Annotated in this window: 20 protein-coding genes and 2 pseudogenes; 11 read left to right on the plus strand and 11 right to left on the minus strand. The window is 70.8% G+C overall.

Features of this window, described 5'->3' with window-relative positions; genetic code table 11:
* Both FB390_RS25065 and recC read right to left on the minus strand, forming a co-directional pair.
* Positions 1 to 3,408 (minus strand): UvrD-helicase domain-containing protein, encoded by a 3,408-nt coding sequence (locus FB390_RS25065; RefSeq protein ID WP_141811157.1) that lies wholly within the window; start codon positions 3,406 to 3,408, stop codon positions 1 to 3.
* A gap of 145 nt (positions 3,409 to 3,553) precedes the next feature.
* The gene (gene recC, locus FB390_RS25070; protein ID WP_141811158.1) at positions 3,554 to 6,985 is read right to left on the minus strand and encodes an exodeoxyribonuclease V subunit gamma; all 3,432 of its coding nucleotides are present in this window, start codon (positions 6,983 to 6,985) and stop codon (positions 3,554 to 3,556) included.
* Positions 6,986 to 7,173: 188 nt separating this feature from the next.
* On the opposite strand from recC, the gene FB390_RS25075 reads away from it, so the two are divergent.
* Together FB390_RS25075 and FB390_RS25080 are read left to right on the plus strand one after the other, a co-directional pair.
* The gene (locus FB390_RS25075; RefSeq protein ID WP_246124200.1) at positions 7,174 to 7,371 is read left to right on the plus strand and encodes a hypothetical protein; all 198 of its coding nucleotides are present in this window, start codon (positions 7,174 to 7,176) and stop codon (positions 7,369 to 7,371) included.
* Between the two features lie 153 nt (positions 7,372 to 7,524).
* Positions 7,525 to 8,364 (plus strand): serine hydrolase, encoded by an 840-nt coding sequence (locus FB390_RS25080; protein ID WP_425465883.1) that lies wholly within the window; start codon positions 7,525 to 7,527, stop codon positions 8,362 to 8,364.
* A gap of 7 nt (positions 8,365 to 8,371) precedes the next feature.
* On the opposite strand, the gene FB390_RS25085 is transcribed toward FB390_RS25080, so the two are convergent.
* Positions 8,372 to 9,859, minus strand: coding sequence for a cytochrome P450 (locus FB390_RS25085; RefSeq protein ID WP_141811160.1), 1,488 nt, complete (start codon positions 9,857 to 9,859; stop codon positions 8,372 to 8,374).
* 232 nt (positions 9,860 to 10,091) lie between these two features.
* Between FB390_RS25085 and FB390_RS25090 the strand changes: the two genes are divergently transcribed.
* The gene (locus tag FB390_RS25090) at positions 10,092 to 11,525 is read left to right on the plus strand and encodes an NAD(P)/FAD-dependent oxidoreductase (RefSeq protein WP_141811161.1); all 1,434 of its coding nucleotides are present in this window, start codon (positions 10,092 to 10,094) and stop codon (positions 11,523 to 11,525) included.
* A gap of 195 nt (positions 11,526 to 11,720) precedes the next feature.
* On the plus strand, positions 11,721 to 12,494 hold the full coding sequence (locus FB390_RS25095; RefSeq protein WP_246124201.1) for a hypothetical protein: 774 nt from the start codon (positions 11,721 to 11,723) through the stop codon (positions 12,492 to 12,494).
* A gap of 170 nt (positions 12,495 to 12,664) precedes the next feature.
* Here the strand turns inward: FB390_RS25095 and FB390_RS25100 are convergent, their stop codons facing one another.
* The 4 genes and pseudogenes from FB390_RS25100 to FB390_RS25115 form a co-directional block, all read right to left on the minus strand.
* The gene (locus tag FB390_RS25100; RefSeq protein ID WP_141811162.1) at positions 12,665 to 13,369 is read right to left on the minus strand and encodes an urease accessory protein UreD; all 705 of its coding nucleotides are present in this window, start codon (positions 13,367 to 13,369) and stop codon (positions 12,665 to 12,667) included.
* A 163-nt stretch (positions 13,370 to 13,532) separates the two neighbouring features.
* A pseudogene (ureG, locus tag FB390_RS25105) lies at positions 13,533 to 14,204 on the minus strand (urease accessory protein UreG); the annotation flags it as partial.
* Between the two features lie 29 nt (positions 14,205 to 14,233).
* The gene (locus FB390_RS25110) at positions 14,234 to 14,884 is read right to left on the minus strand and encodes an urease accessory protein UreF (protein ID WP_141811163.1); all 651 of its coding nucleotides are present in this window, start codon (positions 14,882 to 14,884) and stop codon (positions 14,234 to 14,236) included.
* 9 nt (positions 14,885 to 14,893) lie between these two features.
* Positions 14,894 to 15,772, minus strand: a complete 879-nt coding sequence (locus tag FB390_RS25115) for an SDR family NAD(P)-dependent oxidoreductase (protein ID WP_246124203.1) — start codon at positions 15,770 to 15,772, stop codon at positions 14,894 to 14,896.
* A 93-nt stretch (positions 15,773 to 15,865) separates the two neighbouring features.
* Here FB390_RS25115 and FB390_RS25120 point away from each other — a divergent pair, with 93 nt between their 5' ends.
* Positions 15,866 to 16,597, plus strand: coding sequence for a hypothetical protein (locus FB390_RS25120; protein ID WP_141811164.1), 732 nt, complete (start codon positions 15,866 to 15,868; stop codon positions 16,595 to 16,597).
* A 13-nt stretch (positions 16,598 to 16,610) separates the two neighbouring features.
* Here FB390_RS25120 and FB390_RS25125 read toward each other — a convergent pair whose 3' ends face one another.
* Positions 16,611 to 18,101 carry an MFS transporter gene (locus FB390_RS25125; RefSeq protein WP_141811165.1) on the minus strand — a complete coding sequence of 497 codons (1,491 nt, stop codon included), beginning with the start codon at positions 18,099 to 18,101 and terminating at the stop codon, positions 16,611 to 16,613.
* 91 nt (positions 18,102 to 18,192) lie between these two features.
* Between FB390_RS25125 and FB390_RS25130 the strand changes: the two genes are divergently transcribed.
* From FB390_RS25130 to FB390_RS25145, 4 genes are all read left to right on the plus strand, one after another.
* Positions 18,193 to 18,867 carry a TetR/AcrR family transcriptional regulator gene (locus tag FB390_RS25130; protein ID WP_141811166.1) on the plus strand — a complete coding sequence of 225 codons (675 nt, stop codon included), beginning with the start codon at positions 18,193 to 18,195 and terminating at the stop codon, positions 18,865 to 18,867.
* Between the two features lie 34 nt (positions 18,868 to 18,901).
* Positions 18,902 to 19,897, plus strand: coding sequence for a zinc-binding dehydrogenase (locus FB390_RS25135; protein WP_141812020.1), 996 nt, complete (start codon positions 18,902 to 18,904; stop codon positions 19,895 to 19,897).
* Positions 19,898 to 20,040: 143 nt separating this feature from the next.
* Positions 20,041 to 20,325 (plus strand): hypothetical protein, encoded by a 285-nt coding sequence (locus FB390_RS25140; RefSeq protein WP_246124204.1) that lies wholly within the window; start codon positions 20,041 to 20,043, stop codon positions 20,323 to 20,325.
* Positions 20,322 to 20,630, plus strand: coding sequence for a ribbon-helix-helix domain-containing protein (locus FB390_RS25145; RefSeq protein WP_141811167.1), 309 nt, complete (start codon positions 20,322 to 20,324; stop codon positions 20,628 to 20,630). Before FB390_RS25140 ends, FB390_RS25145 begins: the two co-directional genes overlap by 4 nt.
* Positions 20,631 to 20,661: 31 nt before the next feature.
* Here the strand turns inward: FB390_RS25145 and FB390_RS25150 are convergent, their stop codons facing one another.
* Both FB390_RS25150 and FB390_RS25155 read right to left on the minus strand, forming a co-directional pair.
* Positions 20,662 to 21,441, minus strand: a complete 780-nt coding sequence (locus FB390_RS25150; RefSeq protein ID WP_141811168.1) for an ABC transporter permease — start codon at positions 21,439 to 21,441, stop codon at positions 20,662 to 20,664.
* A gap of 62 nt (positions 21,442 to 21,503) precedes the next feature.
* Positions 21,504 to 22,447, minus strand: a pseudogene (locus tag FB390_RS25155) (ATP-binding cassette domain-containing protein).
* A 108-nt stretch (positions 22,448 to 22,555) separates the two neighbouring features.
* Here FB390_RS25155 and FB390_RS25160 point away from each other — a divergent pair.
* The gene (locus tag FB390_RS25160; protein ID WP_141811169.1) at positions 22,556 to 23,317 is read left to right on the plus strand and encodes a TetR/AcrR family transcriptional regulator; all 762 of its coding nucleotides are present in this window, start codon (positions 22,556 to 22,558) and stop codon (positions 23,315 to 23,317) included.
* Between the two features lie 162 nt (positions 23,318 to 23,479).
* Entirely contained in the window at positions 23,480 to 24,055 is a 576-nt protein-coding gene (locus FB390_RS25165) for a 3'-5' exonuclease (protein ID WP_141811170.1), read from the plus strand.
* A 139-nt stretch (positions 24,056 to 24,194) separates the two neighbouring features.
* Here the strand turns inward: FB390_RS25165 and FB390_RS25170 are convergent, their stop codons facing one another.
* On the minus strand, positions 24,195 to 24,860 hold the full coding sequence (locus FB390_RS25170) for an O-methyltransferase (RefSeq protein WP_141811171.1): 666 nt from the start codon (positions 24,858 to 24,860) through the stop codon (positions 24,195 to 24,197).
* Positions 24,861 to 24,896: the final 36 nt, after the last annotated feature.

The raw sequence follows: 24,896 nt of genomic DNA on the forward strand, positions 1-24,896 counted from the left end.
TCATCGGACCTCTCCCGCGAGCAGATCCGACAGTGCGGTGACCAGCGCGACCGGCGGAGTCCAGTCGAAAACGCCTCGGCCGGGCGGCGTCTCGGGGCCGACCATGCCGCGGACGAACAGGTAGCGGCAGCCGCCGAGGTGACGGGACGGGTCGTAGCCGGGCAGCCGCCAGCGCAGGTACCGGTGCAGCGCAACGGAATACAGCAGCGCTTGCAGCGGATAATGCGAGCGCAGCATCTCGGCGGCCATCCGCTCCCTGGTGTAGTGGTCGACGGTGAGGTCGCCGGTGCCGAGGCGGTTGGTCTTGTAGTCGACGACGACGAAACGCGGTGCGCCCACGGGATCGGTGACGCGCAGCACGGCATCGATGCTGCCGGTGAGGTAGCCGCGCAGCTGGATGTCGTCCAGGCCCGCCAGCAGGTCGGCGTAGGACGCCAGGTCGTCGTCCGGCGGCAGGTGCTCGCGCAGCAGATCCGCGATGCCGCGCAGCGTCGCCGCCCGCGCGGCCGGGGTGTCGCCACCGGCGAGCGGCAGCTCGAACTCCAGCTCGGCGAGCTGGTCACGGCGGGAAAGATCGGCGAGACAACCGAATCCGAGCGGCGTACGCAATACGGCCAGCAGTGCGGCGCCGAGCACGGCGGGATCGATGTCCGCCATCAACTCCTCGACCGCGGCGAGGCAGCGGGTGTGCACCTCGGTGTCGAGATCCGCCGCGCCGGTATCGATCCGCTCGAGCACGCCGTGCACCAGGGTGCCGAACTCCGCGCCGTAGGGCAGCGCGTTCATCAGGGAAGGGGCGGCCACGGTGGCCGGTTCGGCAGCGTCCAGTGGCGGCGCGGACGGCTCGTCCTCCGGTCCGCGTTCGTCCTCCGGCTCGGTGTCCGTGGCGATCTCGTGCGCGCCCGCGGTGAGCGCGGAATAGGAAGTGCGCCGCCACTGCTGGTCCATGACGCGGTCGAAGCGCGCGGCCGCGAGGTCGCCGCCGGGCTGTTCGATGCGCACCCGGCGCGGTTCGACGTCCTCGGCCGGTTCGACCGCGGTCACCGAGATCGCCTCGGGCGCGGCGGCCGCCCACGCCGCCAGCATCGGCACCGCCTGCTGATCGGCGGGCACGGCGGCCCGGCCGGGAACCGTCTCGCCGCCGTCGGGGCGGCCGAGGATCATCCGATGCAGCGGCGCCGCGGCGGTGGTGATGGCGGGCGCCCACCAGGCCACGATCTGGCACATGGCGCGGGTCAGCGCGACGTAGAGCAGCCGCAGTTCCTCGCCCGCCTCCTCGGCTTCGCTGCGCAGCTTGCGCTCGGCGTAGCCGACGGCCTCTTGACCGCCCACGTCGAGTACTCGTGCGCCGTCGTCGTCGTGGAACAGGAGCGTGGCCGGGTACGGGTTCTTGGCGCTGTCCCACGCGAAAGGCAGGTAGACGATGGGGAATTCGAGCCCCTTGCTGGCGTGCACGGTGGCGATCTGCACGGCCGCCGCGTCGCGGTCGAGCCTGCGGGAGCGGTCGGCGACGGCGCTCGCGGCGGGGTCGCGCACCTGGTCGGCCAGCCAGCGGGTCAGCGCGGTCAGGCCGAGCCCCTCGGTGAGCGCGACCTGATCCAGCAGCTGGGCGATGTGCCTGAGATCGGTGAGCTGGCGTTCGCCGTTCTCGATCGAGAGCAGCCGAGGCGCGAGACCGGTTTCGGCGGAGAGCTTTTCGAAGACCGCGGCGAATCCGGCGCGGGCGAACAGCCGGGCCGCCTCGCGCAGCTGCGCGCTCACCCGTCCGACGAGATCGGCTCCGCCGCTGTTGATGTCGGCCGCGGTGCAGCCCAGGATCGGCGTGCACGCGGCCAAACGGACGCGGTCGGAACGGTGCGGCTGTTCCAGCGCGCGCAGCACCCACAGCCAGTCGGTGGCGCTCGGCGTGCCGAACACACTGGTGCCGCCCGCCAGCACCGAGGCGACGCCCACCCGGTCCAGCGCCGCCCGCACCACATCGATCTGGGAGCGGGTGCGCACCAGCACCGCGATGTCGCCCGGCCCGACCGGGCGGCGGACCACACCGTCGATGCCATTGTCCGGCAAGGATTCTCGCGCCTGCCCATCCGACCCCGCGAGCACCTTCGGCGCGGGAACCGTCACTCGCACATCGGATTCCAGCAGCCGCACGATGTCGGCGGCGAGGTCGTCGGCGACCTTGGCGCGCTGGCGGCCAACAGACGGGAAGCCGGACTTGTTCAGCGGCCCCGCCCCGGTGCGCGGCAGGCACCGCACCCGCATCGGGGTGACCAACCCGGCAGGCCCGGACAGACGCGACCACGGGCGCGTCGCGGCGACCGGATAGACGGTGATCTCGGGGTGGCCGAGCGCGGCGCCGCCCTGCACGCGCTCCAGCGCGGCCAGCAGTCCGGCGTCGCTGCGCCAGTTGGTGGTGAGCTCGCTGCGCCGGTCGGCGTGCGCGACCGCGTCCAGGTAGCTGAGCACCTCCGCGCCGCGGAAGGCGTAGATGGCCTGCTTGGGATCCCCGACCAGCACGAGGGTCGTCTCGCCGTGGAAGGAGCGGCGCAGAATGTCCCACTGGAGCGGATCGGTGTCCTGGAACTCGTCGACCAGCGCCACGCGGTAGCGATCCCGGATGCGGGCGCAGGCGCGCGGGCCGTGGTCGGGATCGGCGAGCACGTCGTGCAGCAGCACCAGCAGATCGTCGAAATCGCGCAGTCCGGCAAGGCGTTTGCGGCGCTCGGTCTCGGCGCGCACCGCCTCGGCGAAGGCCACCCGCTCCCCCGCGGTCCCGTCGCCGCGCGGTACCAGGCGCGCGTGCCGGTCGCGAACCGCCGCCAGCGCGAGGCTGTGCGCATCCTTCAGCGAGAACGGCGGCGTCGCACGAGCATAGCGGTGCAGGTAGAGGTCGTCGGCCACCGTGCAGGTCAGCTCGTCGACCGATTCGACCAGGCGCGAACCCGGATCGTGTTCGCCCGCGAGCCCCAGCTCGTCGAGCATGCGCTGGCAGAAGCTGTGGGTGGTGGCGATGGTGCCGGCGTCGAAATCCGAGAGCGCGGTGAGCAGCCTGGCTCGCCTGCGCCGCACTTCGTCGGGGTCGGCGTCCGCCAGGTGCCGGACCAGTTCGTCGGCGTGCGCCCGCGCCGCCGACGCGTCGGCCAGCGCGACCGCGACCGCCACGAACCGGTCGCGGGCGCGTTCGCGCAGCTCTTGGGTGGCGGCCCGGCTGAAGGTCACCAGCAGCAGCTGGCCGATCTCGACACCCGCCTCGGCCACGTAGCGCACCGCGAGCCCGACGATGGCGTGCGTTTTGCCGGTGCCCGCGCTGGCCTCGAGCACCGTGGTGCCGCTCGGCAGCGGGCCGTACGGGTCGAACGGCGCGATCGTGTCCACCGACGGGGCGCGGACGGCGTCCTCAACGGTCATGCCACGCACCGCCTTTCGCCCCGCACCAGGACCTCGTCGACCAGGGCGCCGAACAGCCGCCCGTAGGAATCGCACCACGCCCGCTCGAGAACGCGCGCAGACACGCCGGGTCGGAGCCCGAACCGGTGCGGGAATGGCATCGAGATCACGGCTGCCCCTGGCTTTCCGCGCCGAGCAGCGGCGCCCACAGGCGGCGCGCCAGGGCGCCGAACCGGGTGGTCTCCCCCGGCTCACCCGCCGGGGCCGGGCTATCCATCAGGTGCTCCAACCGCGGCGCCGAACCCCACACGTAGCGCAGGTGACGGTCGGTGTGATCGCCGAAAGCGCCGGGACCGTTGGGGCCACCGTTGAATTCGCGTTCGGCCGCGGCGAACGCCTCCTCCGCGGTCGATCCGCGGAAGCGGCGTTCGGCGTAGGCCGCGGTCGCGGTCGGGGCGACGGGCAGCGGCTCGGTGAGGCCCGCGTCGCGCAGCTTCACCAGCTCCCGCAGGATCGCCACCGCGGCGGGTGCGTCGGGCGCGGTGAGCACGGAACGCCATGCCGGGCGGCCGAATTGGCCGCGCCCGGTGGTCACCGCGCGCCAGGAGCGGTCCTCGGTCGCGGCGAGCGCGAGCAGCGCGACCCACGCGGCGATGCGATGTTTGGGCGCGAGTCGCGAGAAAGTCGTGCGCACCAACGTTTCTCCACGCACTTCCGGCACCGTGCCGGTGAGCATGCGGCCGTTGCCGAGATCGATGGCGACGTCGACGGCCCTGGCCTGGCCCTCGTAGTCCGGCAGCGAGGCGCGCACCAGCTTGTCCACGGTGTGCTCGATCTCGTCGAGCACCGCGCCGCCGAGCCCGAACGGCGGCAACGTGCCGCGCCGCCACTCCGCGGCGCGCAGCCCGTTCGGGTCGGCGCCGGTGAGCCGTGCGGTCAGCATGCGTTCGCCCAGTTCCCATTTCGCGAGGCCGTCGAGTTCGATGGGCAGCCGGTCGGCGATGTCCTCCTCGTGTTCGGGCACCCGCAGGCCGAGCCGCTGCCACAGGAAGGCGCGCACCGGGTGTTCGGCGAAGGACATCAGGTCGGCCAGCGCCACATCCGACGGTTCCGGCGCGGGCAGCGGTTCCGGCAGGAAAGGGGGCCGTGGCCGGGGCGGGCGGCCCGCGGCCAGCGCGCCCGCCAGTGCGACCGTGTCGAAGCTGAACGGGCTGTCGGCGTGAAAGTTGCGGCGGTCGAAGCCTTGCAACGGGTGGCGAGTGAGCACGGCGTCCATGCCGTCCACGCCGACGTGGGCGCGTAGCGCGTCGAGCAGTTCGGCGACCGGGATCGCAGGCGGGCGGTGCGCGCCGCTGACCGGGTCGGCGCCGGTGTGGAAGAGCAGCAGCTTCTCCCGCGCCGCGAGCACGGCGTCCAGCAGCAGCTGCCGGTCCTCGCTGCGCGGATCACGTTCGCCGAGAAGCGGTTCGCGCGCGAGCACGTCGTCGCCGTCCACGCCGCTCGCGCGCGGGAACACATCGTCGTCGAGCCCGAGCAGCACCACCACGCGATGCGGCACCGACCGCATCGGGACCATGGTGCAGACGGTGAGTTCGCCGGTGCGGAAGTTGGCGCGGGTGGGCTGGGCGGCCAGCCTGCTCGACAGCAACACCGCCACGTCGGCCAGTCGCAGCGGGACCGCGCCCGCGTGTTCGGTGGCCGCGGCGATCTCCCTGCGCGCCTCGGTGCGCACCCAGGCTTGGCTGTCGGGAACATCGGTGAGCAGGTCAAGCGCCCGGCCGAGCACCGCGGCCCACTCGTGCGCCGGACGCGGACCGCGCAGATCGCGCAGGCACACCGCGAGACGATCGATGAACTCCGCGAACCGACCGGCCAGATCGACGTCGTTGCTGTCCACGTCGTCCAGCGGAAGCGCGAGATCCAGCCAGTCGTCGGCGGATTCGTCGGCGGTGACACCGAGCAGGATCCGGTCGACCGCGCCGTTCAGCGTGTTCTGGGCGAAATCGGCCAACCCGAACGCCTGCCGCTGGCGCTGCCCGATCCCCCAGCGGGCACCGGATTCGGCGGCCCAGCCGCGCAGCCGCTCTATCGCGTCGTCGTCGAATCCGCAACGTCGCCGGACGGTTTCGGACGCGGCGAGATCGAGCACCTGGGTGACGGTGACGCGCCCGTCGGCCAGCTCCAGCAGCACGCCGATCACCGCCAGCAGCGGATTGGTCACGCCACGGCCGCGGTCGGCCAGCCGCACCCGCAGCGTGTGCGCGGGATGGGCTGCCTCCGTGGTTGTTTCGCCGGATCCCGCGCGCGAGCCGAACGCGGCGCGCACCAGCGGCGCGTACGCCTCGACCTCCGGGCACATGATCAGCACGTCGCGCGGTTCCAGCGTGGGATCGGCCGCGAACAGGCCGAGCAGGCATTCGCGCAGGACCTCCACCTGCCTGGCCGGTCCGTGGCAGGCGTGCACCCGCACGCTGTCGTCGGCGGGGACGAGTTCGGTCGGCGGCCACGCGTCGTCGCGGATGCCCGCCTGCAACGCGGCGAGCAGCGAGGTCTCGGTCTGCCGCACACCGCGCTCCCACGGTGCCGAGAAGCCGGTCCCCGTAACGGCATTCGATCCGTCCGCCGCGAGCCGCGGTTCCGCACCGGACGCGGCGGCCGCCGAGAGATGCGTATCCGACCCGCCCGCGGCAGGCTCGGACAGCCGCTGCTGCAACTCGCGCACATCCCGCGCCAGCCCGGCGAGCAGCGGATGACGCACCGACCGCCCGGACGCATCGGTGGCACGGGACACCGCGGGCGGCAGCTGCGCGATGGCCGACCACATGACCGGGCTGGGGTGCGCCAGGAACAGATGCACGTCCCTGTGGTGCCCGATGGCCGCCAGAACCGCCAGCTGATCGGCGGGCAACCGGGTCACCCCGAACAGCGAAAGTCGTTGCGGCAGCTCGAGGAGCGCGGGTTCGGCGCGCAGTCGGGCGCAGGCCGCGTCCAGCCGTTCGGCGGGACTCGGCACGCCGATCTCGGCGCGCAACCGCCGCCACAGCGTGGGCTGCCACCGCAGATCCTCCGGCACCGGACGACCCGCACCGTCGGTGTCGGCGCCCGCCGCCCACTCCGCGATCAGCGCCGGTCGCTGGGCGCCGTAACTGTCGAACAGCGCCGCAAGATGCGCCGCCGTGGCGTAGCGCCTGCCGATCCGGTGGTCACGACCGGATAGGTCGGCACCACCGAGGTGGCGGGCGAGCACCGCGCACCACGGTTCGCCGAGCGCGGCGTCGATCACCAGCAGCAGCGTCCACACGGTGCGCTGCGGCGACCACGGGTCGTCGTCCTGGGCAACACCGGCGCTCGCCGCGAGCGCCTCGGCGACCAGCGCCGCCGGAGTCGGGAACCGAATATTCGCAGCGACACCGTCGCAGCCGCCCGCCGAGACGCCGAGCACCGAGGACAGCCGTTGGGTCAGCCAGCGTTCCACTCCCTTGGCGGGCACCGCGACGACCTCCGCCGCGAACGGATCCGGCTGCGGCGTCGCCAACAACTCCGCCAGCGCGTCCGCCAGGGCGTCGGCGCGCTCGGCCCGGTGGATGTGCAGCGGCATTGCACGTTTATACGCCAGCGACCGTCGCGCAACCGCGCCGCCCCGCCCGTCGGCGAGTGAATTGAGCCACACGCGAACGGAATCCTCGGCCGTGTCACGCCGAATCCGTCGGACCCGTGTGCGAGAGTCCTCCACCGGGGAGGAACGGGAGAGCTGCTTCGAAAGGCTGGTTCGCGTTCATGGATGCGATGGTGATTCCCCTATTGCCGAGAGGCGGGTTCACGGTCCGCAGGGTCGGTGACCGATGGGAGCTTGTCAACTCGCGCCACTACGGCCGCACTGTCGTCCTGCACACCTGGCCGCGCGACCGCCACACCGAGGCGTTCGAGCACTGCTATCGGCTCAACGGACGCACCGTCGAAGAACTGCGCGCCGCCTTCACCTGAACCGCGGCGCCGCGAAACTCGCTGCGGTGCAAGCGCGCAACGGCCGCTGTAACACACCTTCCCGCCGAGCTCAAGACGTGCGTCAGCGGCGCGGATGTGCGATCGTGGTCCCTCGTGCGTTACCCCATGGCCGCCACCCGGACAGTTCCCCGCGTGGCCGCATCCGCCTGTGTCCTGGCCGCCGCGGCGATCCTGATCCCGAGCGCGCCCACCCTGCTGCCCGGTACCGCCGCGCCGCGCGCCTCCGCCGCGTGCCTCGCCGGCTTCGATTGCGACATGAGCAGTCGCATCGCCGCGGTCGACGCCTACCTCAAGACGCGCCCCGGCGTCACGGGCTACGTCGTGCGCGACCGGGTGACCGGCGGGGTGTACGCGAACGAGCACGCCGAGAACTCCGTGTGGACGGCCTCCACCATCAAGCTCGCGATCGCCGCGGACCTGCTGAACCGCGCACGCGTCGGCGCCATCGGGCTCACGCCGGAAGACCGCAACCTGATGGAGGCCATGCTCGCCACCTCCAACGACGCCGCCACCGACCTGCTCTGGAACAAGTACGCCGGCATCGACCGGATGGCGTACAACAACGCCTTCCGCGCCAACGGCATGGTCTCGCTCGTCCCGCAGCCCACCAGCACCGCGCTCTTCCCCGACTGGTCGTTCCAGAAGTGCACCGCCGCCGACCTGGACCGGCTGATGGATCACGTGCTCACCGCGATGCACCCCGACGACCGCGGCTACCTGCTCGACCGGATGCGCTCGGTCGACTACAACCAGCACTGGGGTGTCTGGGGCGCGGGCGCTCGCATGCGGCCGGGACTCAAGAACGGCTGGTCGGCCGAGCAGGGCGGCTGGGTGGTCAACTCGGTCGGCTTCGCGGGCCCCGACGAGCGGTACACGCTGGCGATCATGAGCTCGCTCGGCGAGGCGGGCGGTTACACCGAGGGCGCCGAGACCGACACCAAGGTCGCGGAGATGCTGCTCGCCGGTCGCTGACCCGCGATCACGCGCGGCGGCGCAGCAGCATGGGGGCGCCGTCGCGCGGGAACGGAATCGTGGTGAATCCCCACGGCATTCGATAGTCGTCGGGGATCTCCCACTCGTATTCGCGCACCATCGCCGAGATCAGGGTCTTCACCTCGAAGGTGCCGAAGTGCATGCCGATGCACTTGTGCGCGCCCGCGCCGAAGGGCAACCACGCCAGCCGGTGCGAGTGGTCCTCGCGGCGCGGCTCGGCGAAGCGCAGCGGATCGAACACCTCGGGCCTGGTCCACAACTCGGGCAGCAGGTGGTTGACCTGATAGGCCAGGTCGACCGCGGTGCCCGCGGGAATGTAGTGGCCGAGGATCTCGGTGTCGCGCACGGCGCGGCGCACCAGACCCGGCACCGGCGGCATCAGCCGCAGCGCCTCCTTGACCACGAGATCCAGATCGTGCAGCCGGTCCAGGTCCGCGATGGTCGTTGCGGCCTCGGCGGTTTCGGCGTCCGCCGCCAGCACCTCCGCGCGCACCTTGCGCTGCCACTCCGGATGTTTGCCCAGGTAGTAGGCGACCGCGGTGGCGGTGGTCGTCGTGGTGTCGTGGGCGGCCATGATCAGGAAGATCATGTGGTTCACCACGTCGGCGTCGGAGAACACCGCGCCGTCCTCGCTGCGTGCGTGGCACAGGCCGGAGAAGAAGTCCGGGTCCTGCGAGCGCCGTTTGGCGGGCAGCATCTCGGTGAAGTACTGCTCGAGCACCCGCCTGCCACGCAGTCCCGCGCGCCAGTGCCCGCCGGGAACCGGATGGCGCACGATCGACAGACCGGCGTGCGTGCAGTCGACGAAGGCGTCGATCAGGTCGCGCCGCCGCGCGCCGACGTCGACCGCCATGAAGGTCTCCCCCGCGATCTCGAGCGTCAACTCCTTGACGGTCGGGTACAGCCGCACGGTGGTCCGGTCCCGGCCGGGCGGCACCCAGCGCGCCACCGCCGCGCGCGCCACCGGTGTCAGCGCCGCAAGATGCGCGGCGAGGCGGTCCCTGGTGAAAGCCTGCTGCATGATCCTGCGGTGGTACATGTGCTCGTCGAATTCGAGCAGCAGCAGCCCGCGCCGGAAGAACGGGCCGATGAAGTAGTCCCAGCCCTGGCCGAAATCGCGGCGACGGCGGCCGAGCACCTCGTCGATCGCCTCCGGTCCGGACACCAGCACCCGGTCGATGCCGAGTGAGCTGTTCAGCGACACCGGTCCGTAGCGGCGGTGGCGGTCCACCATCTCGGCGGGCCCCCAGCGCATGTAGTGCAGGGCGCGGCCCAGGTACGGCAGCCCGATATCGCCGTGCACCGGAACGGTCGCGCTGCCGCGCGGCGGAGCGGCCAGCACCCGGTGGCGTTCGGGCAGCCTGCGCAGCACGCGATCGATGACGCTCGCCTGGGGAATGTCGATGAGATCCGCGTTCTCCGATGCGGCGCGCACGCTGCGCTTTCGGACGGCGACCCGGTCTTCGGCGACCATCGCACACCTCCCTGAACGACAGCATTCATCGTATTCTCTTCTTCGCAATCGTTCAGGCGGATCGAGCGCCGCCACCTTCACTTCCGCCGCCCGCCGACGGTGAGGCTTCGCACGACAACACACCCGGATCGGGGATCTCGTCGTGACGGTCCAGGGCGGGCCGACTACGGTTGAACGTTGTCGGTAACCGTTCGCGGGGGAACGAGCCCCCCGACTGTCGAGGAGCAGGACGATGAGCACTCAGTCTGTCGAGAACCGTCGTCACAAGGTGGTGGTGATCGGCTCGGGCTTCGGCGGCCTGTTCGGCGCCAAGCACCTCAAGCGAGCCGACGTGGACATCACCCTGATCTCCAAGACCTCCACGCACCTGTTCCAGCCGCTGCTCTACCAGGTCGCCACCGGCATCCTCTCGGTCGGCGAGATCGCGCCCGCGACCCGGCTCGTGCTCAGAAAGCAGCGCAACTGCCAGGTGCTGCTAGGTGATGTCATCGATATCGACCTAGCCGAGAAGACGGTCACCTCGCGACTGCTGAACCAGAACACCGTCACGCCGTTCGACAGCCTGATCGTCGCCACCGGCGCGCAGCAGTCGTACTTCGGCAACGACCAGTTCGCCACCTACGCCCCCGGCATGAAGACGATCGATGACGCGCTGGAGCTGCGCGGCCGCATCCTCGGCGCGTTCGAGGGCGCGGAACTGGCGACCACCCAGGAATTGCGCGACCGGTTGCTCACCTTCGTCGTGATCGGCGCCGGACCGACGGGCGTCGAATTGGCCGGGCAGATCGCCGAACTCGCCGACCGCACGCTCGAGGGCACCTTCCACAACATCGATCCGCGCGACGCACGGGTCATCCTGATCGAGGGCGCGGGCGCGGTGCTCGGCCCGATGGGTCCGAAGCTGGGCGGCAAGGCGCAGCGCAGGCTCGAGAACATGGGCGTGGAGATCCAGCTCAACGCCATGGTCACCGACATCGACGCGCACGGCGTCACGGTGAAGGACGCCGACGGCACGATCCGCCGGATCGAATCCGCGTGCAAGGTCTGGTCGGCGGGCGTGCAGGCGAGCCCGCTGGGCAAGATGCTCGCCGAACGCTCCGAGGGCACCGAGGTGGACCGGGCCGGGCGCGTCATCGTGGAACCCGATCTCACCATCAAGGGCCACCCCAACGTCTTCGTGGTCGGTGACCTGATGGCCGTGCCCGGCGTGCCGGGTCAGGCGCAGGGCGCGATCCAGGGCGCGACCTACGCCGCCAAGCAGATCAAGGCCGGGCTCAAGGGCCAGGCGCCCGCGGAACGCAAGCCGTTCAAGTACTTCAACAAGGGCAGCATGGCCACCGTGTCGCGGTTCAGCGCCGTCTGCCAGGTCGGCAAGCTGGAGTTCGGCGGCTTCATCGCGTGGCTGGCCTGGCTCGCGCTGCACCTGTACTACCTGGTCGGCTACCGCAGCCGGATCATCACGGTGATCCAGTGGTTCGTCACGTTCCTCGGCCGCACCCGCGGCCAGATGGCCGCCACCGAGCAGTGGGTGTTCGCCCGGCTCGCCTTGGAACAGGTCAACGAGGATCAGGAAGAAGCCGACGAACTCGCGGCCGCGCTCGGCGCGCCGCCCGCGAGCAACGGTCGCGCGCCGGGCAAAGCGGCGACAGACCGCGCGGTCTCCTGATATTTCCGGAGTTTCTGTCCAGCGGGGATGACACCGGCCCGCCATTCGACAAACCGTCGGGTGGCGGGCTTTTCCGTGTCCAGCAATCCGCTAGCAACGTCAACTCACCTGTCCTGTGCGCCTTTCCACCAATCCGTGCGGCCCGTGGGTCCGAATGTGGAACGTCGAGCATGTCAGCTACGAAGAAAGGTGAGTATGGCCACAGGCAAGCACAGAGCTCCCAACCCGCAGCGGCAGAAGGTGGGCTCGATGGTCGCGGCGGGTGCTGTTCCGCTGGTGTTGGCGCTCGTCGGCACCGGAACCGCGAATGCCGAGCCCGCGGAGACGAATCCGGTCACCCAGCCCGAACAGCCGGCGCAGTGGCCCGCGGCCGCCGCGCCCAATGCCGTTCCGTACGAGGGCCTCGACATCCCCGACAACACTCGCAGCTCGCTGCAGTGGTCGCGGCCCGCGCCGGATCGGAGCTACCTCGCGCCGGTCGGTGTGCTGCACCCGCCGGTTCCGGTCGTACCGGTGCCGCCGATCGCGCCGCCCCCGGGGCAGTTCCGCTTCGGTGACGTCACCGTTCCCACACCCGACTGGATCAACACCGAACAGGCGATCCAGATCAACGACAACTCCGCCATGATCGAGGCGAATCTCGCGACGTTCCTCGACTCGATCGGCATGGAGCGCAGCCGGTCCGACCGCATCGCCGGTCAGACCGTCGGCACCGCGGCCATGGGCGCGGTGGCGGGTGCGGCCTCGGCGGCACCGTTCGCGCTCACCTCGGCGATGGTCGGCGGAACGGTCGGCTTGGTGACCGGTCTGGCGTTCATGCCCGTCGGTCTCGTCGCGGGCCCGGCGCTCGGCGCGGCCTTCGGCGCCGCGGTGATCACCATTCCGGCAGCCATGGTCGGCGCGGCTGCCGGTGCGGCTGTCGGCGCGGTCTCCGCCTTCAACGCCCCTTCGCGGGTCGTCGGCGACTGAACGCGCGGAAGACGCCTCCGGCCACCGGGAAAGGTTTGCCGGAGGTCAGAGCACGGGGCGGGGTTTCGACACCATGTCGGAGCCCCGCCCTTTCGGTTTCGCCCCGGAGCCTGGTGCCAGGACCGCGCCGGGTCTGAAAGACCCTGCGGTCCAGCCGGTTCGGTTGCACCTCACGCGGTGGCGGGCACCGAAACCACTGCGCCTCTCGGGGTTCGCGGGCTCGCAGTGGTGGCCAGCCGCGATCCCACCGCTGTGAACAGGCTTCCGCCGGCGGCGAGGGGCAGGCGCGTCGCGTGTGGTCCGAGGGTCTCGACCGGACGATCGTCGGGATAGACGAGTTCGCTGTCGAGGGCGCGCGGCGCCGAGAGCGCGTCGTCGGTGGCGGTGCCCGAACCGAGCTCGAGCCGGTGGCGCAGCAGCGGGAGGTCGTCCAGGTCGGCGATCAGATCGCCGCGCCACAGGCCGATATCCTCGCCCGCTCGTCCGATCTGGACGCGTTCGCGTAGTCGGAGACGGGCGTCGGCCGCGAGCCGGGCGGTGGTGACCGCCCGGTGGTCCGCACCGCCCGCCACGATGAGCGGCTCGGTCTCCACGTCCAGCTCGCCGCCTTCGGCTACTTCGAAAACCCACCGCGCGAACGAGATTCGGGTCGTCACGCCCGGCAACGCGATGGTCGCCGCGACCGAGCGAAGGGCGAGCCGCGCACCCGGGCCGACCGTGACCGAGATGTGCAGTTCGTCGCCGCCCAGCGGGGTGGCGGCGGTGCCGATCAGGTGCACGGTGTGCTGACCGGTCCGGCGCGCGGCAAGTCCGCCGGACGCGTGGATTTCCGGGAGCGTGCCCGCCGCCGCGACGATCCTCAGGTCAGTGCGCAATGGTCGCCGCGTCTCCCGTACCGCGATTCGGTTCGCTTGCTGCGGCCCCGCGTTCGCCCGATACGGCGAGCTTTCGCCCCGGCGCTGCATCGCGCTCGCCCGACGCGGCGTCCTCTCGATCCGGCCCGGCATGATGTTCGCCCGGCGCGGCGTCGTGGTGAACCAGTGCGGCGAGTTGTTCGCGCACCCAGGCCAGCACCGGGGTTGCGGCCGGGTCCTCAGTCAGTGAGAGCAGGGCGGTCGGCCTGCCCTCGCGGACCTTGGCGGCATCGCGCTCCATCACGCCGAGGTCGGCGCCGACCAGTGGGGCGAGGTCGGTTTTGTTGACCACCAACAGATCCGAGAAGGTGACGCCGGGCCCGCCCTTGCGCGGCACCTTGTCGCCGCCCGCCACGTCGACGACGAAGATCTGCACGTCGATCAGGCCGGAGGAAAACGTCGCCGTGAGGTTGTCGCCGCCGGATTCCACCAGGATCAGATCCAGCGGCGGGTTGGCCGCGATCAGGTCGTCGATGGCGTCCAGGTTGGCGGTGATGTCGTCGCGGATGGCGGTGTGCGGGCAGCCGCCGGTCTGCACGGCGGTGATCCGCTCGTCCGGCAGCACCGCGTGGCGGCGCAGGAAGTCGGCGTCCTCGGTGGTGTAGATGTCGTTGGTCAGCACGGCGAGCGACAGTTCCCCGCGCAGCTGCCTGCACAGCGCCGCGACCAGTGCCGTCTTGCCCGAGCCGACCGGGCCGCCGATCCCGATGCGCAGCGGCTCCCCCGGCGTGCGCTCCCGTTTCGGCCGGTCGTGCGAATGATGGTGCGGTTCACCGTCGATCAGGTGCGGTGGCATGCGGCATCTCCTTCTGTCGGGAACGGGGGTCAGCTTGCGAACAGCGGCATGGCGCGGCGCCGGTGTCGCTCGGCGAGCGCGTCTTGCAGCGGATCCGACAGCGCGGCGAGACCCTCGGCCGCCTCGGCGGCGGTGCGGTCACAGAGCTCGGCCAGCCGGACGGTGCAGGCGGCGATGGCCGCGGGATCGAGCGCGAGCAACCGCTGGGCGGCGGTGGCGGCGCCGGTGAGCGTGGTGTAGACGACGACGTCGGCCGTCTCGCGCGGGGTCACCGCGCAGGCGCGACCGACCGCGCCGAACACCGTGGACAGGTGCGGACGCGCCGCGAGCTCGGTCCAATCATGGTGTGGCCATACCTGTTTGGCCAATCGCAACAGACCGCGACCCTGCGCGCGGGAGGCGGCACGCACGGCGGGCGACGGCGTACGGGCGTCGGCCTCGGCGTCCGCGCGGTGCGGGTCGAGATCGCCCGCGCACACCGCGGCGGCCAGCGAGGCGGCGACCAGGCCGGAGGTGCGCACGCGGCGGCGCAGATACGCCTCGACGGTCGCGATGTCGCGCACCAGCCCGGCGGCGACGGCCTCTTCGACGCCGCCCGAGTGCACGTGACCGCCGATCGGCAGCCGCGAGTCGGCCAGGGCGAACAGCATCGCCGGGCTGGTCGCACCTGTCTGCCGCATCGTTCGACCCTACGCGTCGCCGCGACGGTAGGTGCGGGCCCAGAAACGCTGGGCGTGGCTTCTGGTGAGGTTGGTCCAGGCCTGAACGGGCGCCGACCACCACGGCGCGATGTCGGACGGCTTGGCGGTGACGGCGTGACAAACGAGGTCCGACGCCTCGTCGACGGTGAGCCCGGGCACCCTGCTGAAGTCGGTGGGCGCGCTCATCCTGGTGTGCACGAGCGGCATGTAGATCGACGTGGTGGTCAGTCCGTCGGCGGCGATCTCGGCGGCGACGCTGCGCAGCCACACGTCGAATGCCGCTTTCGACGCACCGTAAGCGGCCCACCGCGGGGCGGGCGGCATCAAAACACCCCAAGTGGACATGTTGACGATGTGCCCGCTGCCCCGAGATCGCATGGCAGGCAACAGGGAAAGCAGCAGGCGGACCGGACCGAGGTAGTTCACGTCGATGGTCCGGGTGAAATCGTGGAAACGATCGTATGATTCGTCGATCGGACGGCGAATCGACTTGCCCGCGTTGTTGATCAGCACATCGATGTGGCCGTGCGCGGCGAGCAGCTCGGCGGCGAGGCGGTCCACCGCCTCCATGTCGGTCATGTCGGTCGGATAGACGTGCGCGGCGCCGCCCGCGGCGGTGATCTCGGCGGCCAGTCGTTGGAGTTCGGTGGCGGACCGGGCGACCAGCAGCACCGTCGCGCCCGCGGCGGCGAGCTTGCGCGCGCTGGCTTTGCCGATCCCGTGCGACGCACCGGTCACCAGCACGTTGCGTCCGGAGACCGCGGCGCGCAGGTCTTCACCGGACGGGCGCGAGTGCGGGTAGAGCAGCTTGGCGGCCACCCGCTCGGCGAGCGGTCGCCCGTTTCGGGTGGGCTGAGTCTCGGACACCCCACCAATGTATGGCGCGCTGGGGGTTTCTACCCGGCACAAAGCGTAGAAACCCGGCGGCGCCGCAGCCGGTCGGTGCGAGAGGATTCGACGATGTCGTCCCAACCTCCCCGCCCCGCGGGGCTCGGCGCCTGGATCGCCAGGGTGATCGCCGTCGTGCTGCTCGTTCCCGTTCGCCTGCTCTGGGAAGGCGTGCGACTGCTCGGGCGACTGCTCGCCGCGGCCTTCTCCTACGTCGTCACCCGCCTGCTCGCGCCCGTGGCCCGGTTCGTCTGGTACTGGGTGATCCGTCCGATCTGGCTGTTCTTCAAGGACTTTCTCTGGGGTTGGGTGCTGCAGCACGTGCTGTGGGGCCTGGTGCTGACGCCGTTGGTCGCGGTGCTGCTCGACTACTTCCTGCGCCCGCTCCGCCAGGCCATCGAGCGCTGGCTGTGGCGCGCGCTGTTGCGACCCGCGCTGGCGTGGTTGTGGCGGGCGGTGCTGGAACCGCTGATCGGCCTGCTGCTCGCGACGGCGTACTGGCTCGGCAAGTGGTTCGTGGTCTGGCCGCTGGTCCAGCTGTGGCGCTGGGTGCTGCGTCCCCTGTGGGCGCTGTCGCGCACGGTGCTGAGCTACGCGTGGCGGGTGGCGACCGTCATCGTCGGGGTGTTGGTCGTGGTGCCGTGCCGTTTCGTCTACCGCAGCGTGTTGCGTCCGCTGCTGCTCGCCTTGGCGGCGGCCTGGGTCGCGGTGGTCGTGCGTCCGGTGCGCTGGGTGCACGGCAACGTGGTCACGCCGGTCAACCGGTGGGCCGCCGAGATACTGGCCGGCGTGTTCGGCCGCTGAATTCCGCAGTCGCTCACCCGGCGCGCGCGGGCCGCCGGGTCGCCACCCAGGCCACGATCGCCATCAGCACCAGCAGACCCGCACCCGCGGTCGTCGCGACGTGCATACCGTCCACGAACGAGGCCGCCGCACTGTGCACCAGTTCCTTGTCGGCGCCGGCGTGCTGGATGGTCTCGCCCAGCGTCGAGTCGTAGTCGCCGCCGGAACGGAAGACCAGCGCCGCGAGCGAGCCGAGCAGCGCGAGCCCGAGCGCGTTGCCGAGTTCGAAGCTCGTCTCCGAGATGCCGACCGCCGAGCCCGCCCGCTCCGGCGGCACCGACGACACGGCGACATCGGAGACCAGGGTGAATGCCAGGCCGTAACCCACGCCCGCGATGGTCGAGCCCACCAGGTACCAGCCGACACCGCCGTCCACGCCGACACCGAGCAGCAGCAGATTGCCCAGCGCGGACGCGAGCAGCGCGAGCACGAAGGTGGCACGGACGCCGATCCGCTGTCCGACGCGCGCGCCGCTCATCGAGCAGATGAACACCGCGACCGCCATCGGTATACCGAGCAATGCGGCGGCGAGGGGGTCGCGGCCGGTGACCGATTGCAGGTAGACGCTGGTGAGGTAGCTCAGCGCCGCCAGCGACATCATGCCGACCAGGCTGGAGCCGATGGCGACGGAGAACTGGGCGCGCCGGAAGAGCCGCAGGTCGAGCAGCGGTTCGGCGAGCGTGCGCTGCCTGCGCACGAAGACGGTCAGCACCGCGACGCCGATCACTCCGATGACGATGCCGGCCGCGTCGACGCCTTCCGAGGCGGCGTGCTTGACGGCGTAGACCACCGGAAGGATGCCGCCGATGGACAGCGCGACGCTCGGCAGATCCAGCGGGCCGAGCGCTCCCGAGCGGTGCTCGGGCAACAGGAACGGCCCGAATGCCAGCAGGATCAGCAGCACCGGAATGTTGATGAGAAAGACCGCGCCCCACCAGAAGTGGTGCAGCAGCAGTCCGCCGATGATCGGGCCGACCGCGGAGCCGCCCGCGAAGAACGCCGTCCACACGCCGATCGCGGCGGCCCGCTCGCGCGCGTCGGGGAAGAGGCTGGAGATCAGCGCGAGGCTGGACGGCAGCAGCGTCGCGCCGCCGATGCCCATCAGCGCCCGTGCCGCGATCAGCACGCCAGCAGTGGGCGCGAAGGCCGCGAGCACCGAGGCGATGCCGAACACGGTGGCGCCGATCAGCAGGATGTTGCGGCGCCCGATCCGGTCGCCGAGATTGCCCATGGTGATCAGCAGGCCGGCGATGAGGAAGCCGTAGATGTCGAGAATCCACAGCTGCTGGGCCGCGGACGGGTCGAGGTCGACGGTGAGGGTGGGCATGGCCAGGAACAGCACCGAGATGTCCATCGACACCAGCAGCACCGGCAGCAGCAGCACCGCGAGCCCGAGCCAGGCGCGCCGTGAGCCGACAGCGACGGACGACCCGTGCGCGGGCCGCACTGTCTCCAGGTCTGTCATCCCGATTTCCTCTCCCGTGTCGCGTACGCCGTACGCATGAGTCCGGGTACAGTGTACGCATCCGGGCCCGGAACCGAAAGCGAGTCATGGGATGACCGAGCCGAAGCTGAACCGCGTCGCCATCGTCGACACCGCGATCGCGCTCGCGGACGACGAGGGACTCGACGCGGTGTCCATGCGCCGCATCGCCGACCGGATGGGTGTCGGCGCGATGTCGCTGTACCGGCACATCGCCAACAAGGACGAGCTGATCGCGGCGATGACCGACGAAGTCACCCGCCGCCATCCCTATCCGTCGGCCGAAGGCCGGGGCTGGACCTGGCGCGACCGGGTTCACATCGCGGCCGAGATCGACTGGGACCTCTACCAGCGCCACCCCTGGGTCATCCTGACCTTCGCGATGCCCCGCTACAGCTTCGGCCCGCACAGCATGGCCTGCCTGGCCTGGCTGGTCGAGGGATTTCGCGAGCTGGACGTCTCGCCGCGCGAGGCCATGCAGATGGCGTTCTCGGTGTGGAACTACATCTCGGGCGCGACTCTGCCGCAGATCAGCTCGGCGCTGATGACGCGAAAGGGCATCGAGACCGACGGCGACAACGGTCTGCGCGCACTGCTGGAGGGCACGCCGAACGGGCCGGTTCCCGCCGCGCTCGCCGAGCTGCAAGGCGCGGGTGTCAGCGATCTCACCTCCGAGGATCTGTTGTTCTCCGGGCTCGACGCGCTGTGCGACGGATTCGCGGCGCGGGTTCGGCACCGCACGGCTTGACCCCAACCTGGCTCGAGGTTGCAGGGTGAGCACCATGCACGCGATCCGACTGCACGCCTTCGGGCCCGCCGAGAACCTCCGCTACGACACCCTCCCCGATCCCGACCCTGGGCCCGGCCAAGTCCGCGTCGCGGTCGCCGCGGCCGGGGTGCACGTCGTCGACACCGCGCTGCGCCGCGGCGCGCCGGGGCCCTATCCGCTGCCCGAGCTGCCGACCGTGCCGGGCCGGGAGGTCGCGGGCGTGGTCGATCGGGTCGGCGCGGACGTCGACCCCGACTGGCTCGGGAAGCCGGTGGTCGCCCACCTCGGTTCGGCGCCGGGCGGGTATGCCGAACTCGCCGTCGTGGATGTGGCTCGCCTGCACATGATTCCGGAGAATCTCGGTCCCGCCGAAGCGGTCGCGATGATCGGCACCGGGCGGACCGCCATGGGCATCCTGCAATTCGCCGAGGTCGGCCCGGACAGCGTCGCGGTGGTGACCGCCGCCGCGGGCGGCATCGGAACCCTGCTGGTGCAGTCTCTGAAAGCGTTGGGCGCCACCGTGATCGGGCTCGCGGGTGGAACGACGAAGGTGGCGCGGGTAGCCGGCAACGGCGCCGACATCGCCGTCGACTACCTGCTGCCGGACTGGCCCGAACGGGTGCGCGCCCAGCTCGGCGACCGCGCCGCGACCCTCGTCTTCGACGCCGTCGGCGGCGAAACCGCAAGGGCCGCCGTCGATCTCCTCGCCAAGGGCGGGAGCCACCTGGTCTACGGTTTCGCCGGAAAGGGGCCGAACGACGGCACCGCGCCGACCGTCACCGAGGACGAGCTGATCGCGCGGGGCATCACCTCGCAGGTCGTCCTCGGGCCGCCCATGCTGCGGCCGGTCGGCGGCGACATCCGCGTCCTCGAGGACCGCGCCATGGCGGAGGCGGCCGCCGGGCGCTTGCGCCCCGCGCTGCACCGCTTCGACCTCGCGGACGCGGCAGGAGCGCATCGCGCGATCGAAACCCGCGCCACGATTGGCAAAGTCGTGCTCATCCCCTGACTCGTGGCCCGCCTCCGCAGACCCGTCCGCCCACCGTTCCGGCAGCCCGCCCGCCTCGCTGCTCACGGGCCTGCCGTAGACCGCAGGAACCGGGCGGGCCAGGAGGTACCACGCGCGTGGTACCGAGACGGTAGGATCGGGACGTGGCCTACGAGTGGTGGTACGGCATTGTCACGGTTCTGGCGTTGGCCGGAGTCGAGCGCCACGAGGTGATCGAGGTGCTGTATGCCGATCGTCGTTGGCCGCGACGTGGCGTCGATCCGGTGACCGGGTTGTCGGCGCTGACGATCTGGGGTCGCACCGACGACGGGCGGCCGTTGATCGTCACCCTGCGGGCGTCGGACGGCTTCGATCATCAGATCGTCGCCGCCCAGCCGATGACGCCGGATCAACTCCAGGAATTCAGCAAGTGGGAGAAGACGCGATGAGCAGCACCGAATGGCCCGACACCCCCGAAGAGATGGCCGCTCTCGCCGCACGTCTGGAGTACACCGACGAACCGGTCGAGCTGCCCCCGACGCCCGGCCCCGAGGGCATCATGGTGTCGCGGTCGCTGAAGATGCCGACGGACCTCGACGCGCGGATCAAAGCCGCGGCCGCCGATCGCGGCATCACCCAATCCATGCTGATGCGCCAACTGTTGGAGACCGGGCTCGCCGCCATCGAACACGACCACCCGATCTCACTGACCGACGCCATCCGCGCCCTGGCCGGGCTGCCCAAGTCCGCCTGAGTCGCCGGAGCGGAGATCACCTCCTGATCCGTCACCTGCTCAGCCGCCGGAAGCGGTGGACGGACAGCGGCAGGAAGATCGCGATCAAGACCAGCGGCCAGACGACGGCCATGAGGATCGCGTGCTCGGCGACCCAGGTGTGGTCGTTTCCGGTGGGATTGCCGAACAGTTCGCGCGCGGCGGTCGTGGTGGCGGACAACGGGTTCCATGCGGCGATGGCGCCGAGCCACGCGGGCATGGTGGCGATGGCGACGAACGGGTTGGCGAGGAAGCCGATCGGGAATTCGAGGGTGCGCACGGCGGTGACGGCTTCCGGATTGCCGTAGCAGAGCAGCCCGAGGTAGACGCCGATCCACAAGAAGGCGAAGCGCAGCAGCAACAGCAGCCCGACGGCCGCGGCGGCGGCGGGGAGCCCGTTGTGCGGGTGCCACCCGATGGCCAGCCCGCAGCAGAGCAACACGGCCAGCGCGACCGCGGACTCGAGCATGTCGGCGCACGCGCGGCCGAGCACCACGGCCGACGACGACACCGGCATGGAACGGAACCGGTCGGTGATGCCGCGCGCGGCGTCGGAGCCGACCGCGACCATGGTGGCGCCGATACCGAAGACCATGGTCATGGCGAACATGCCCGGCAGCAGGAATTCGCGATAGCTGCCGCCACCGGGGACGGTCATGGCGCCGCCGAGCAGGTACCCGAACATGAGCACGATCATGATCGGGAACACCAGGGTGTTGGTGACGACCGCACCCGGCTTGCGCCGCCAGTGCGCGAGGTCGCGGCGGGCGATCGTGCCCGCGTCGGCGAGCACTCACCCTAGCGCGCGGAGCCGGGAAGCGTTGGCCGACGGGGTGATTCGCACGGTGGAGATGGTCATACTCGAGACTCCTCGGTGGTCAGGTGCAGGAAGACTTCGTCGAGAGTGGGACGGCGCACGGCGAGGTCCTCGACCGGAATGCGCGCGTCCCGTAGGGCTTGGGCGATGTCGGTGAGCCCGGCGACGGCGTCGTCGACCGGGGCGCTGATCCGGCGGGCGTCGGGATCGACCGTCGGCGCGGCGCGCAACCGCGTCCGCATCAGATCGGCCGCCGCACCGAGATCGCCGCTGTCCCGTGTGACGACGTCGATCCGGTCGCCGCCGAGCCGGGACTTCAGCTCGCGCGGACTGCCGGTGGCGATGACGCGCCCGCGGTTCACCACCGAGATCCGCGCCGCCAGTTGGTCGGCCTCTTCGAGGTACTGCGTCGTCAGCAGGACGGTCGTACCGGCGGCGACCAAACCGCGGACCGCTTCCCACACCTGGTTGCGATTGTGCGGGTCCAGCCCGGTGGTCGGCTCGTCGAGGAACAGCACCGCGGGTGCGACGAGGAAGCCCGCGGCCAGATCGAGCCGCCGCCGCATTCCGCCGGAGTACTGCTCGACCGGTTTGTCACCGGTGTCGGCCAATCCGAACCACTCCAGCAATTCCGCGGCGCGGTCGCGGGCGCGGGCGGCGCCGAGATGGTAGAGACGGCCGAACATTTCGAGGTTCTGCCGCCCCGACAAGACCTCGTCCACCGCCGCCTGTTGACCGACGACCCGATGCGGTGTCGCGCGTGCGCCGCATCTCGCACGACGTCGAGCCCGGCCACTTCCACCCGCCCGGCGTCCGGCCGGGTGAGGGTGGTCATGATCCGCACCGCGGTCGTCTTGCCCGCACCGTTCGGTCCGAGCAGCCCGTAGACCATCCCTTGCGGCACCGCCAGATCGAACCCGTCCAACGCCGCGGCGCCGCCATAACGCTTGTGCACCCGGTCGCAGACGATCACGTCGCCCATACCCGCTCCAAACTCTCTACAAAGTAAGTAATTCGAGATTAGGATACGGTGTAGAGAATTCACAAGGGTCAAAATGCCGGCCCGTGGACCGTCGGAGATGATGTGGACATGGACTACAGCGGAAGCGGCGATCCCCAGCGCACGATCGAGCTGCTGTGGGGGCTGCCGCCGCGACCGAGGCGCGGCCCGAAACCCAAGCTGACCGTCGACGACATCGCGGAGACCGCAATCCGGCTCGCCGACTCGGACGGGCTCTCGGCGGTCACGCTTCGCCGGGTGGCCGAGGAACTCGGTGTCACCGCGATGTCGCTGTACGGGTACGTCCCGAGCAAGGCCGAGCTGCTCGATCTGATCGCGGATCGCGTCTACCGCGACTATCCGATGCCCGACGACGCGCCGTCCGGTTGGCGACCCCGGCTCGAGGGCATCGCTCGCGCGAATCGGACCATGTACCTGACGCATTCGTGGCTGCTACAGATCGCCGCGAGCAGGCCGATCCCCGGGCCGAACCTCACCGCCAAATACGACTACGAACTGCGCGCGGTCGACGATCTCGGTCTGTCCGACACCGAGATGGACCTCGTCGTCACCCTGGTCAACGATTACGTGCGCGGCGCGGCCCGCACCGCCGTCGACGCCGCCCGCGCCGAAGCCGAGACCGGCCGCACCGACCAGCAGTGGTGGGACGCCTACCAGCCCGCGCTCGCCGGCGTCATCGATCCGGACCGGTTCCCCACCGCCGTTCGCGTGGGCGGCACGGCGGGCGCGGAATACGGCGCCGCCTACGATCCCGACCGCGCCTTCGAATTCGGGCTGCACCGCTTGCTCGACGGTCTGCAACAGTTCGTCGACGCCGCCGAACGGCGATGAACCCGAAACGTATTCCACGCCAATGCTTTACACGGATTTCGAGCGCGCTCAGTAGCGGCAGAACGCACGGCTGTCCCGACGGACCCGCACCGTGTTACGGCATCCACTGGGCACACGAAATTCGGTGGAGCCGTCGCCCTCGCTCGACCTGATGTCGGCAGAATGAAGGACAACGCGGCACTGCTCAACGTCGTCGATGTCGAGGCGACGTGCTGGTCGGGCCGCGTCCCGGCGGGCGCGGTGAGCGACATCATCGAGATCGGCCTGACCGTGGTCGATCTCGCGGCGCGTGAACGAATCGGCAAGCGCCGCATCCTGGTTCGGCCCGAGCGCTCGTCGGTCAGCGACTTCTGCACCGAACTGACCGGACTCACCCAGGACGAGGTGGACACCGGCGTCTCGTTCGCCGAAGCCTGTCGAACCCTCGCAGCCGAGCACGACGCCGGAGCGCGCCCCTGGGCGAGCTGGGGCGACTACGACCGCAAGCAATTCGCCGTCCAGTGCGCCAGGACCGGTGTCGCGTATCCCTTCGGGCAACGGCATACCAACGCGAAGCTGGTGTTCTCGGAGGCCTACGGACTCCAGCGCCGTCAGGGCATGGCGGGGGCGCTGCGGATCGCGGGTCTACCGCTGGAAGGTCGCCACCACCGCGGCGAGGACGACGCGTGGAACATCGCCGCGCTGGTGCTCGACATGGTCGGGCGCGATGCGTGGCGCCTCACCTCGACGACCTACTGACCGGCCGACGACGCTGCCTGGCGGAGCCCGTCGACAATCCGCGCACGGCCGGAGCGAACGCGGAGGTACGCACAAGCGGCGCTGCCGGGCGGAGCCCGTCGATACTCCGCGCATGGCCGGAGCGAAGGCGGAGGTACGCCTAGTCGTTCACGACCGCGTAGGCGAAACCGTCCCACCCCTTCGCGCCGACCGTTTGCAGCACCGTCGCGTCCAAACGCGGCTCGGCGGCGAGCATTTCGACCAGCTCGCGGCTCGCCCGCACCGCCGGATCGTCCGACGCGCCGTCCGCCACCGCACCCCCGCGCACCACGTTGTCGACGATGATCATGGAACCGGGACGGGTCAGACGCAGCGCCCAGCGCACGTAGTTCGAGTTGTTCACCTTGTCGGCGTCGATGAACACCAAATCGAACGGCTCGGACGCCTCGGCCTCCAGAATCGGCAAGCTCTCCAGCGCCGCGCCCACCCGGATGTCCACCCGATCACCGACGCCCGCCTCGTCCAGGTTCGCGCGCGCCACCTCCGCGTGCCGCGGGTCGTATTCCAGCGTGATCACGCGGCCCGCCTTCCCGACCGCGCGCGCCAGCCATATCGTGCTGAACCCGCCCAGCGTGCCGATCTCGAGCACCCGGCGCGCTCCGGTCGAGCGGGCGAGCAGCGACAGGAATTTCCCTTGCGCCGCGGACACATCGATGGCGGGCAACCCCGCCGCGGCATTCGCCGCCAACGCCGCTTCGGTCTCCGGATCCCGCACCAGATTGTCCACGAGGTAGGCGTCCACGTCGGCCCAGCCAGAAGTCGTCATCCCTGCAGTCTGCCACCGGAAGTTGCCGAAAACCGG

Source organism: Nocardia bhagyanarayanae, assembly GCF_006716565.1.
Classification (GTDB): Bacteria; Actinomycetota; Actinomycetes; order Mycobacteriales; family Mycobacteriaceae; genus Nocardia; species Nocardia bhagyanarayanae.

What these genes read in the sequence shown, in the direction of transcription:
- FB390_RS25065 (WP_141811157.1), bottom strand. Translation starts at nt 3,408, where the DNA reads ATGACCGTTGAGGACGCCGTCCGCGCCCCGTCGGTGGACACGATCGCG.
- recC (WP_141811158.1), bottom strand. Translation starts at nt 6,985, where the DNA reads ATGCCGCTGCACATCCACCGGGCCGAGCGCGCCGACGCCCTGGCGGAC.
- FB390_RS25075 (WP_246124200.1), top strand. Translation starts at nt 7,174, where the DNA reads ATGGTGATTCCCCTATTGCCGAGAGGCGGGTTCACGGTCCGCAGGGTC.
- FB390_RS25085 (WP_141811160.1), bottom strand. Translation starts at nt 9,859, where the DNA reads ATGGTCGCCGAAGACCGGGTCGCCGTCCGAAAGCGCAGCGTGCGCGCC.
- FB390_RS25090 (WP_141811161.1), top strand. Translation starts at nt 10,092, where the DNA reads ATGAGCACTCAGTCTGTCGAGAACCGTCGTCACAAGGTGGTGGTGATC.
- FB390_RS25095 (WP_246124201.1), top strand. Translation starts at nt 11,721, where the DNA reads ATGGCCACAGGCAAGCACAGAGCTCCCAACCCGCAGCGGCAGAAGGTG.
- FB390_RS25110 (WP_141811163.1), bottom strand. Translation starts at nt 14,884, where the DNA reads ATGCGGCAGACAGGTGCGACCAGCCCGGCGATGCTGTTCGCCCTGGCC.
- FB390_RS25120 (WP_141811164.1), top strand. Translation starts at nt 15,866, where the DNA reads ATGTCGTCCCAACCTCCCCGCCCCGCGGGGCTCGGCGCCTGGATCGCC.
- FB390_RS25125 (WP_141811165.1), bottom strand. Translation starts at nt 18,101, where the DNA reads ATGACAGACCTGGAGACAGTGCGGCCCGCGCACGGGTCGTCCGTCGCT.
- FB390_RS25130 (WP_141811166.1), top strand. Translation starts at nt 18,193, where the DNA reads ATGACCGAGCCGAAGCTGAACCGCGTCGCCATCGTCGACACCGCGATC.
- FB390_RS25135 (WP_141812020.1), top strand. Translation starts at nt 18,902, where the DNA reads ATGCACGCGATCCGACTGCACGCCTTCGGGCCCGCCGAGAACCTCCGC.
- FB390_RS25145 (WP_141811167.1), top strand. Translation starts at nt 20,322, where the DNA reads ATGAGCAGCACCGAATGGCCCGACACCCCCGAAGAGATGGCCGCTCTC.
- FB390_RS25160 (WP_141811169.1), top strand. Translation starts at nt 22,556, where the DNA reads ATGGACTACAGCGGAAGCGGCGATCCCCAGCGCACGATCGAGCTGCTG.
- FB390_RS25165 (WP_141811170.1), top strand. Translation starts at nt 23,480, where the DNA reads ATGAAGGACAACGCGGCACTGCTCAACGTCGTCGATGTCGAGGCGACG.
- FB390_RS25170 (WP_141811171.1), bottom strand. Translation starts at nt 24,860, where the DNA reads ATGACGACTTCTGGCTGGGCCGACGTGGACGCCTACCTCGTGGACAAT.